Below are 8,261 nucleotides of genomic sequence, written 5' to 3'. Positions count from 1 at the left end.
CCCGCCCCCGCCCCCGCCCCCGCCCGTAGCCCCGCACAGGAAGTCGGCCCCGCCGACTTCCTGTGCGCCGAAGGACCCGGCTCAGGGCTACGTCCTGACCGGTCACACCGCGGCCCACCTCGCCCGCAGCCGGCGCGCGCCACCGAACAGCCACCCGGTCCACTTCTTGGTGAAGACTGCCTCCATGCGAGTGAAGTGCACCCAGATCATCGATCCGCAGAGCGACGAGACGATCGCGGTTCATCCCGCGATACACGTGGGCGGTGTCTACCCGGTCCTGGAGATGATGACCGGACCCGACTACTGGATGATCCGCGTCCTGGACGACAGCGGGAACGACCCCGGCTCATTCTGGGATCCGGCGATGTTCGAGACCGTCGACGCACACCTGCCCTCCAGCTGGACCCTCGTCCTGGAGAACGGCCGCATGCGGCTGGCCCACGCCCTCTGGCAGCGCCCGAACTTCTGGAACGACTACTTCGACAACGACCCCCGGGCCCTGGCGGACTTCCGAGCGGCCAAGCGCGAGCTGCTCGACGACACCGGGCGATGACCGGACGGTGCTATCGCTCGCTCGTGCCCAACCATGCTGCGAGGGTGTCGTGCAGTTGCTCCACCGTCAGGGGCTCCCGTTCCTCCGGCCCCTCGGCAGCCACGGCTGCACGCGCCCCGGGACGGCAGTGGTTCGGGACAGCGGCGACCTCCAGCCGGCCGGCACGCGGGTGGCCGTCCGCAGGGTTGACGTGCGACCGCTCTAGCCCCACCAGCTGACCAGCCGGGCGAGCAGGACCGTCACGAGCTGCCGCTTCGACCATGCCGTCCTCGCCGGCGCATCCTTCACCGACGCCGAGCCGAGCGGCAGCTCCTTCGCCGACGCCGACCTTTCCGGAGCACGCTTCACCAGGAGCAGCCTGGCCACGGCGTGACTGACGCCCGAGCAGCTGGCGTCCGTCGAGGTCGCACCCGATTCCGCCGCGTCGAACGTCCCCGCCTGAGACCTGCCCGGCGCCCTGATCCCCCCAGCCGCCGCGCGGCGGCTACAGCGCGGCCCGGTACGCCTCCAGCCGCTCGGCCAGCTCCTGCGGGTGGCCGAGCATGGGGAGGTGGTCGCCCGGCATCTCGTCCGGGCGGAAGCCGAGCCGCTCCTCGACGTGCCGCCGCAGGAACGCGGGCGGGAAGAACCGGTCGCCGGTGGCCAGCAGGTACCTGGTCGGCACCTGCGGCCAGGCCTCCAACGGCCACGGCGTCCCGAACGGGGTCGCGGACTGCCGCCGCCCGTGCGTCGCGAGGAGTTCCTCCGCCAGCGCGGCCGGGGTGTCGTGCAGGAACAGGGCGCGCTCGTCCTCCTCCGCGCCCTCTGCCACGCCCCTGCTGCGGTCGGATTCGCGGCGGGCCGCCCAGTAGCCGGTGTTCTCCCACCACGCGCCCGGTGTCTCCCCGGGCGCCGGCACCTGGGCGTGCAGCATGACCAGCAGGTCCACCGGCATCCGCGCGCAGACCAGCGGTCCGGTGAAGCCGCCGAACGAGTGCGCGACGACCACGAGCTCGCCCGGCCCGTCCCCGACGGCCGCCACCGCCGCCACCGCCGCGTCCGCGTACTCGGCGAGCCCGGCCGCGTCGTCGTCGCACGGCAGGTCCGGCGCGACCACCTCGTGACCCCGCCCGCGCAACTCGGCCGCCAGCGGCCCCCAGTACCAGGCATCGGCCGCCGCGCCATGGATCAGAACGTACGTCGCCACGGATCACTCCCCGTCCGGAACGGATCACTTCTGGACCGCGCCCGAGCCTACCGACCGGTCCGCCCCCGAACTGCCGGGCGCCACCCGCATACTCGTCCCAACGACCGATCAGCCACCACTCGTTGGGAAAGCCCTTGTTCCGCGACACCGGCCCGCGCAGCATCCGCATACCGACCCACCGCGAGACCGCCGAGGAGTGGGGCGAGCAGATCGCCGCGCTCCGCGCCGCTCCGCCCGGGTGGTCCTTCCTGCTGGGACGGCTGTCCTCCGACGGCTACCTCTGCCACCTCGACCTCAACTACCACCTGGACGGCGAACTCGTCGCCGTCGTCCAGACCTCGCGCCCCGTTCCGGCCGGCCACCGGGTGGGCTCCCTCACCACCCCGCAGTCCCAACTCTCCACCTTCCTGGCCCATTCGGACCGCCTCGACCCGCGCACCCACCTCGCCCCGCTCGACGGCCCGCCCACCCCGGGCGAGGTCCTGCTCCACGGCGTCCGCGTCCCGGTCGAGGTCCACCACAGCCACGGCTGCCGCAGCGCCCTCGTCCCCCGACTCCCCTCCCAGCAGGGCTGTGTGATCGTCACCGCCGCCACCGAGCACTGGGCCACCGCCACCGACCTCGCCCTGCGGCCCCCGGCGGCGTTCTGAGCGGGGCGACGCACCGGCCCCCGCGTGGTTCACCCGGACGGGGCGGCGCGCGCGGCGCCATCGACATGACGGACCGTCATGATTGCGCCGATGGCGATGCGTTCACGCCAATTACCGGCAGAACCTCCCCGGTACGACGGTGCGGGTGGGGTTAGCCTGTGGCCATGGTTGCAAACTGCAAGGAAGAAGTAGCCATGGGCGACGCGGAGTTCGTCAGCGGCCCCGCCCTGATCCTCCGGTCCCTCGCCTCCGACCCCGACCGGCGGGCCGTCGTCACCGCCGACGGCGCCGGGATCACCGCCGGCGCCCTCGCCGCCGCCGCCTACCGCCTCTCCCACGAGCTGATCGCCCGGGGCGCCGCCCTCGGCACCACCGTGACCCTGCTGACCGGCAACACCCCCGAGGCCCTCGTCGCCCGGTACGCGGCCGGCCTCGCGGGCGCCCGGGTGGTGAACCTGTACGACGGCATGAGCGAGCCGGTCCTGGCCGAGATCTCGGCGAGCGTCGACACGACCCTCCTGCTCGTGGACGCCGAACGGTACGCCTCGGCCGCCCGCCTGCTCCCGCTGCTCGACGGGCCCACCGTCCTCACCCTGGGCCCGGGGCCGGCCGACCGCGCCCCCGGCGCCCTCGGCGAGGACGTCATCGCCGCCGCCGCCCACCGCCCCGCCGAACCGCCGGACGTCCGGATCGGCCCGGAGGACGACCTCGGCATCCGCCACACCGGCGGCACCACCGGCATCCCGAAGGGCATCCTCAGCCTGCACGGGCCCTACCGCCGCGTCTTCGACGCCCCGGTCGGCAGCGACCCGGTCGACGGCGCGCCCCGCCTCCTCGCCGCCACCCCGCTCGCCCACCTCGCCGGGATCATGTCCGACCTGACCCTCCAGCGCGGCGGCACGGTGGTCCTCCAGCGCTCCTTCGACCCCGGCGCGGTCCTGGCCGCCGTCGAACGCGAACGCATCACCGACCTCTGGGTGCTGCCGGCGCTGCTCCACCAACTGCTCGACCACCCGGCGATCGGCCGCACCGACCTGTCCAGCCTGCGGCAGATCCTCTACGGGGGCAGCGCCGCCTCGCCGACCCGGATCCGCGAGGCGCTCAAGGTGTTCGGGCCCGTCCTGGTCGGCGTCTACGGGATGTCGGAGGCGCAGCTGATCTCCTACCTCACCCCGCAGGAGCACGTCCGGATCGGCCCCGACAGCATCCAGGTCCCGGTCGGCCGGCCCGCCCCGGGCGTCGAGGTGGCGATCCGCTCCCTCGACGGCACCGACCTGCCGACCGGCGAACAGGGCGAGGTCCACCTGCGCTCCGACGGCATCATGGCCGGGTACTGGAAGCGGCCCGACCTCACCGCCGCGGTGCTGCGGGACGGCTGGCTGAACACCGGCGACGTCGGCTACTTCGACGAGGACGGCTACCTCTACCTCTCCGACCGGGTCAAGGACCTGATCATCGTGGTCGGCGGGCACGTCTACCCGTCCGAGGTGGAGGACCTCCTCCTCACCCACCCGACCGTCGCCCGCTGCGCGGTCTTCGGCGTCCGCGACGACCAGGAGACGGAGCACGTCCACGTCGCCGTCGTCCCCGCCCCGGGGCAGCGGCCGCGGCTCGACGAACTCCGCGCCTTCGTCACCGAGCGCAAGGGCCGGATCTTCGCCCCCGAGGCGCTCCACCTGGTCGACGAGATCCCGCTGACGCCCGTCGGCAAGCCGGACAAGAAGCGCCTGCGCGAAGCCGCCACGGCCTGAGGGCGGCGAAGTCCAGAGGTGGCGGCGCGGAGGGCCGCCACCCCGCCGGCCCGCGCCCGGCCCTCGCTGCCGCCGGCCCTCCGCGCTACCCCTCCTCGCGGCCGCGGAAGGCCCGGCGGTACTCCCTCGGGGCGACGCCCACCCGGTCCGTGAAGACCGGCCGCAGGGAGACCGCCGAGGCGAAGCCGCAGCGGGTGGCGACGGTGTCGACGGGCAGGTCGGTCTCCTCCAGGAGCCGCTGGGCGGTGAGGACGCGCTGGTCGAGGAGCCAGCGCATCGGGGTGGTGCCGGTGGTGGCGGTGAAGCGGCGGGCGAAGGTGCGGTCGGACATCAGGGCGGCGGCGGCCATCCGGCGCACCGTCCAGGGAGCGTCGAGGGAGGCCGCGACCTCGGCCCGCAGCCGGGCCAGCGGGTCGTCACCGGCGGCGTCCGGGACCGGGGAGGGGATGAACTGGGCCTGGCCGCCCGCCCGGAAGGGCGCGGTGACCATGGCGCGGGCGATGGCGGCGGCGGCCTGCTGGCCGTGGGCGGTGCGGACGAGGTGGAGGCAGAGGTCGATGCCCGCCGCGACGCCCGCCGAGGTCCACAGGCCGTCGCCGCCGGTGAAGAGCACCTCGGGCCGGACCGTCACCGCCGGGAAGCGGCGGGCGAGTTCGGGGGCGAGCGCCCAGTGGGTGGTGGCCTCCCGGCCGTCCAGCAGGCCGGCCTCGGCGAGGACGAAGGCGCCCGCGCAGAGCGAGGCGACCGGGACGCCGGCGGCGGCCACCGCCCGCAGGGCGTCCAGGATCTCCGGGCCGCGCCGGGCGGCCGGGTCCTCGACGCCCGGCACCACCACCAGGTCGCAGGCGGCCAGCGCCGCCGGCCCGTGGTCGGGGACCCGCTCCAGCCCGCCGCCCAGCCGCACCCGGGCGCCCTCCGGCCCGCAGACCCGCAGGTCGAAGGCGGGCAGGCCGGGCCGGGAGGTCCGGTTCGCCCACACCTCGCCGATCACCGCGTAGTCGAAGGCCCGGACACCGTCGAAGATCAGACAACCCACCGTTCGCATGGCAGGAACCTATCGATGGGTGGCCCCGCTGCCCATCACGCCCGCCCGACGACCCCGACCACCATGGACGGCATGACGAACACCGACGCCTTCGACGCCCCCCTCACCCTCGACCAGGACGCCGTCCTGCTGCTCATCGACGTCCAGAAGGGCTTCGAGGACACCGCCTTCTGGGGCCCCCGCGACAACCCGCGGGCCGAGCAGCGGATGGCCGAGCTGATCGCCGCCTGGCAGACCACCGGCCGCCCGATCGTCACCGTGCAGCACACCTCCCCGGCCGGCCCGCTCGCCGAGGGCACCCCGGGGCACGGGCTGAAGGACTTCGTCGCCGACGTCACCCCCGCCCTGCACATCACCAAGACCGTCAACAGCGCCTTCTACGGCACCCCCGACCTGCACGCCTGGCTCCAGGAACGCGGCGCCCGGCAGGTGGTGGTCACCGGGATCATCACCAACGTCTGCAACGAGACCACCGCCCGGATGGCCGGCAACCTCGGCTACGACGCGGTCTTCCCCGTCGACGCCATGCACTCCTTCGACATGACCGGCCCCGACGGCACCACCGTCCCCGCCGCCGACCTCGCCCGCGCCACGGCCACCACCCTGCACGCGATGCGCTTCGCCAAGGTCGTGACGACGGAGCAGGTGCTCCGGGCGGCTAAGGCCTGAACAGCGGCTCGTACGCGGTGCCCTCCTCCGCGTTGAGCAGCACGTACGAGGTCCCGGGGCCCAGCGCGAGCTCCCGCAGCCGCGCCAGGGCCTCGGCCGGGGAGGGGACGTCGAGCCCGAGCGCGGCGGCCGCCGCGTCCCGGCCGGCGAGCAGGTCGGGCTCGTCCTCCAGGTACTCCTCGGCCGCCCCCGTGCTCTCCTCGACCGTCAGCCGCGGGCAGTCCCGCCACCACGGCACCGCCAGCAGCAGCCGGACCAGCTCCGGCACCCCGACGGCCAGCAGGGTCGCGCCGCCCTCGGAATCGGCGTACAGCACGGGCCGCTCCTCGCCGCCCTCGCCGCAGAGGAAGAAGGTGCCGCCCGCGCCGTCCTTGGCCACCGGCTCCAGGGCCGTGCCCGAGGCGAGCACGACCTCCTCCACGTGCTCGTGGACGTCGAGGGAGAAGTCGCCCGGCCAGGCCAGGAAGTCGGCGGCGGCGGCGTCGGCGCGGATCGCATCGAGGAGGGACATGGCGGCCACCCTACGGACCGCCACGGACAGTCCTCAGCCCGCCAGCCGCTCCGCCAGGTACTCCTCCCAGGTCCGCCGCCCGTGCTCGGCCCCCGCCGGGGCCAGGTTCTCCCCCGCCCGGTACGCCCGCCCGACCCTGCCCGGCACCCGCAGCGGCAGGTGCCGGCGGCTGCGGCCGCGCGCCGCGAGGTAGCCGCGGGTCAGCTCGCCCATCTCGTACACCGTGGGGCCGGCCAGGTCGGGCACCGGCCCGGCCGGCCCGTCCAGCGCCAGCTCCACCAGCCGGGCGGCGACCTCCCGCACGTCCACCGGCTGCCAGCGGACCCCGCCGGGGGCCGGGACGAGCGGCAGCCGGGCCATCTTCTCCGCCACCGTGAACGCCAGGTCGTGGAACTGCGCGGCCCGCAGGATCGTGTACGGCAGGCCCGAGTCGGCCACCGCCCGCTCGGCGGCGTGCTTGGCCCGGAAGTAGCCGAGCGGCAGCCGGTCCGCGCCGATCACCGAGATGTACACCAGGTGCCGCACCCCGGCCCGCCGCGCGGCGGCGACCAGCAGCCGGGTGGCGACGTCGTCGCCCTTGGGGCCGCCAGCCAGGTGCAGCACGGTGTCCACCCCGGCCAGCGCCGCGTCCAGCTGCCGGGCCGCCGTCGCCGGGTCGCCGAGGAGGTCGCCGCGCACGTACGTCACGCTGTCGGCGTCCGGACGGTCCTGCCGGCTGAGCACGCGCACCGGCGGCCCGGCCGCGCGCAGCAGCGGGACCACCTGCCGGCCCAGGGTTCCGGTCCCGCCGGTGACCAGCACGGTGTGCTTCGTCATGATCGTCTCCGTTTCGTCCCGGGCAGGGAGTTGATCTCCCCGCCGCGGCCGTTGTTGGGTGGCTCCTGCTGCCCTGACCCCCGGCGACGAAGGAATGTGACACGTGGACGAGAAGGTGGACGAGAGCTCTGCCCGGGCCGCGCTCTTCGAGGAGCAGCGCCCGCACCTGCGCGCCGTCGCGTACCGGATGCTCGGCTCGATCAGCGAGGCCGAGGACGCCCTCCAGGAGGCCTGGCTCCGCTACGACCGCACCGACACCGCCGGCGTGGCCAACCTCGGCGGCTGGCTCACCACGGTGGTCTCGCGGGTCTGCCTGAACCTGCTGCGCACCCGCGCCCAGCGCCGCGAGGAGCCGCTGGAACCCGCCGGGCCGGGCGGCGAGCCGGGCCCGCCGCGCATCCCGGACCCGCTGCTGCGGCGCGAGGGCGTCGTGGACCCGGAGCAGGAGGTGATGCTCGCGGACTCGGTCGGGCTGGCGCTGATGGTGGTGATGGAGTCGCTGTCACCGGCCGAGCGGGTCGCCTTCGTGCTGCACGACCTCTTCGCGGTGCCGTTCGAGGAGATCGCCCCGCTGATCGAGAGGACCGCCGCCGCCACCCGCCAGCTGGCCAGCCGGGCCCGCCGCAAGGTGCAGGGGCAGGCGCCCGCGCCCGACCCGGACCTCGGCCGGCAGCGGCGGGCCGTGGACGCCTTCTTCGCCGCCGCCCGCAACGGCGACCTGGACGCGCTCGTCGCCGTGCTCGACCCGGACGTGGTGCTGCGCTCGGACGGCGGCACGGCGATGGCCCGGCACACGGTGGTGCTCTCGGGCGCCGGCACGGTGGCCGGCCAGGCCGTCCTGTGGGGCACGCTGTCGCCGTTCGCCCGCCCGGCGCTGGTCAACGGCACCGCCGGCGCGGTGGTCGTCGGCGACAACGGCCGGGCGCTGTCGATCATGGCCTTCACCGTGGTGGACGGCGCGATCGTCGCGATCGACGTGCTCACCGACCCGGAGCGGCTGGCGGCCCTGGACCTCACGGACTTCCGGGAGCAGTGACGCGCGGGCGCACGGAGCGGGGTGGGAGGGCCGTCGCCCTCCCA

10 protein-coding genes are annotated in these 8,261 nt (G+C 75.0%); 6 read left to right on the top strand and 4 right to left on the bottom strand.

Going from position 1 to position 8,261, the window contains the following annotated elements; all coding sequences use genetic code 11:
- Positions 1-184 precede the first annotated feature (184 nt).
- Both ACIQOV_RS16070 and ACIQOV_RS16065 read left to right on the top strand, forming a co-directional pair.
- Positions 185-553, top strand: a complete 369-nt coding sequence (locus ACIQOV_RS16070) for a hypothetical protein (protein WP_401048999.1) — start codon at positions 185-187, stop codon at positions 551-553.
- Positions 554-767: 214 nt separating this feature from the next.
- Positions 768-926: a pentapeptide repeat-containing protein gene (locus tag ACIQOV_RS16065; RefSeq protein ID WP_401049001.1), complete on the top strand. Its 159-nt coding sequence runs from the start codon at positions 768-770 to the stop codon at positions 924-926.
- 111 nt (positions 927-1,037) lie between these two features.
- Here the strand turns inward: ACIQOV_RS16065 and ACIQOV_RS16060 are convergent, their stop codons facing one another.
- Positions 1,038-1,739: an alpha/beta hydrolase gene (locus tag ACIQOV_RS16060; protein ID WP_401048997.1), complete on the bottom strand. Its 702-nt coding sequence runs from the start codon at positions 1,737-1,739 to the stop codon at positions 1,038-1,040.
- A gap of 122 nt (positions 1,740-1,861) precedes the next feature.
- On the opposite strand from ACIQOV_RS16060, the gene ACIQOV_RS16055 reads away from it, so the two are divergent.
- Both ACIQOV_RS16055 and ACIQOV_RS16050 read left to right on the top strand, forming a co-directional pair.
- Positions 1,862-2,389 carry a hypothetical protein gene (locus ACIQOV_RS16055; protein WP_401048995.1) on the top strand — a complete coding sequence of 176 codons (528 nt, stop codon included), beginning with the start codon at positions 1,862-1,864 and terminating at the stop codon, positions 2,387-2,389.
- 164 nt (positions 2,390-2,553) lie between these two features.
- Complete coding sequence (locus tag ACIQOV_RS16050) at positions 2,554-4,140, top strand: AMP-binding protein (RefSeq protein ID WP_401048993.1); 1,587 nt, start codon at positions 2,554-2,556, stop codon at positions 4,138-4,140.
- Positions 4,141-4,225: 85 nt separating this feature from the next.
- Here ACIQOV_RS16050 and ACIQOV_RS16045 read toward each other — a convergent pair whose 3' ends face one another.
- The gene (locus ACIQOV_RS16045; RefSeq protein ID WP_401048991.1) at positions 4,226-5,185 is read right to left on the bottom strand and encodes a GlxA family transcriptional regulator; all 960 of its coding nucleotides are present in this window, start codon (positions 5,183-5,185) and stop codon (positions 4,226-4,228) included.
- A gap of 72 nt (positions 5,186-5,257) precedes the next feature.
- Between ACIQOV_RS16045 and ACIQOV_RS16040 the strand changes: the two genes are divergently transcribed.
- Positions 5,258-5,854 (top strand): isochorismatase family protein, encoded by a 597-nt coding sequence (locus ACIQOV_RS16040; protein ID WP_401048989.1) that lies wholly within the window; start codon positions 5,258-5,260, stop codon positions 5,852-5,854.
- Here ACIQOV_RS16040 and ACIQOV_RS16035 read toward each other — a convergent pair.
- Both ACIQOV_RS16035 and ACIQOV_RS16030 read right to left on the bottom strand, forming a co-directional pair.
- A complete protein-coding gene (locus ACIQOV_RS16035; protein ID WP_401048987.1) occupies positions 5,844-6,365 on the bottom strand; it encodes a hypothetical protein in 522 nt (173 codons plus the stop codon). The two genes, ACIQOV_RS16040 and ACIQOV_RS16035, sit on opposite strands and share 11 nt — an antisense overlap.
- A 33-nt stretch (positions 6,366-6,398) precedes the next feature.
- Complete coding sequence (locus ACIQOV_RS16030) at positions 6,399-7,181, bottom strand: SDR family oxidoreductase (RefSeq protein WP_401048985.1); 783 nt, start codon at positions 7,179-7,181, stop codon at positions 6,399-6,401.
- A 103-nt stretch (positions 7,182-7,284) separates the two neighbouring features.
- On the opposite strand from ACIQOV_RS16030, the gene ACIQOV_RS16025 reads away from it, so the two are divergent.
- Entirely contained in the window at positions 7,285-8,217 is a 933-nt protein-coding gene (locus tag ACIQOV_RS16025) for a sigma-70 family RNA polymerase sigma factor (RefSeq protein ID WP_380545693.1), read from the top strand.
- Positions 8,218-8,261: the final 44 nt, after the last annotated feature.

Source organism: Kitasatospora sp. NPDC091257 (assembly GCF_044757675.1).
Classification (GTDB): domain Bacteria; phylum Actinomycetota; class Actinomycetes; order Streptomycetales; family Streptomycetaceae; genus Kitasatospora; species Kitasatospora lactacystinica.
This window is presented reverse-complemented; position numbering and strand designations above follow the sequence as displayed.

Excerpts from the sequence above, each read along its gene's own strand:
- ACIQOV_RS16070 (WP_401048999.1), top strand. The coding sequence starts at position 185 with ATGCGAGTGAAGTGCACCCAGATCATCGATCCGCAGAGCGACGAGACG.
- ACIQOV_RS16050 (WP_401048993.1), top strand. The coding sequence starts at position 2,554 with ATGGTTGCAAACTGCAAGGAAGAAGTAGCCATGGGCGACGCGGAGTTC.
- ACIQOV_RS16045 (WP_401048991.1), bottom strand. The coding sequence starts at position 5,185 with ATGCGAACGGTGGGTTGTCTGATCTTCGACGGTGTCCGGGCCTTCGAC.
- ACIQOV_RS16040 (WP_401048989.1), top strand. The coding sequence starts at position 5,258 with ATGACGAACACCGACGCCTTCGACGCCCCCCTCACCCTCGACCAGGAC.
- ACIQOV_RS16035 (WP_401048987.1), bottom strand. The coding sequence starts at position 6,365 with ATGTCCCTCCTCGATGCGATCCGCGCCGACGCCGCCGCCGCCGACTTC.
- ACIQOV_RS16030 (WP_401048985.1), bottom strand. The coding sequence starts at position 7,181 with ATGACGAAGCACACCGTGCTGGTCACCGGCGGGACCGGAACCCTGGGC.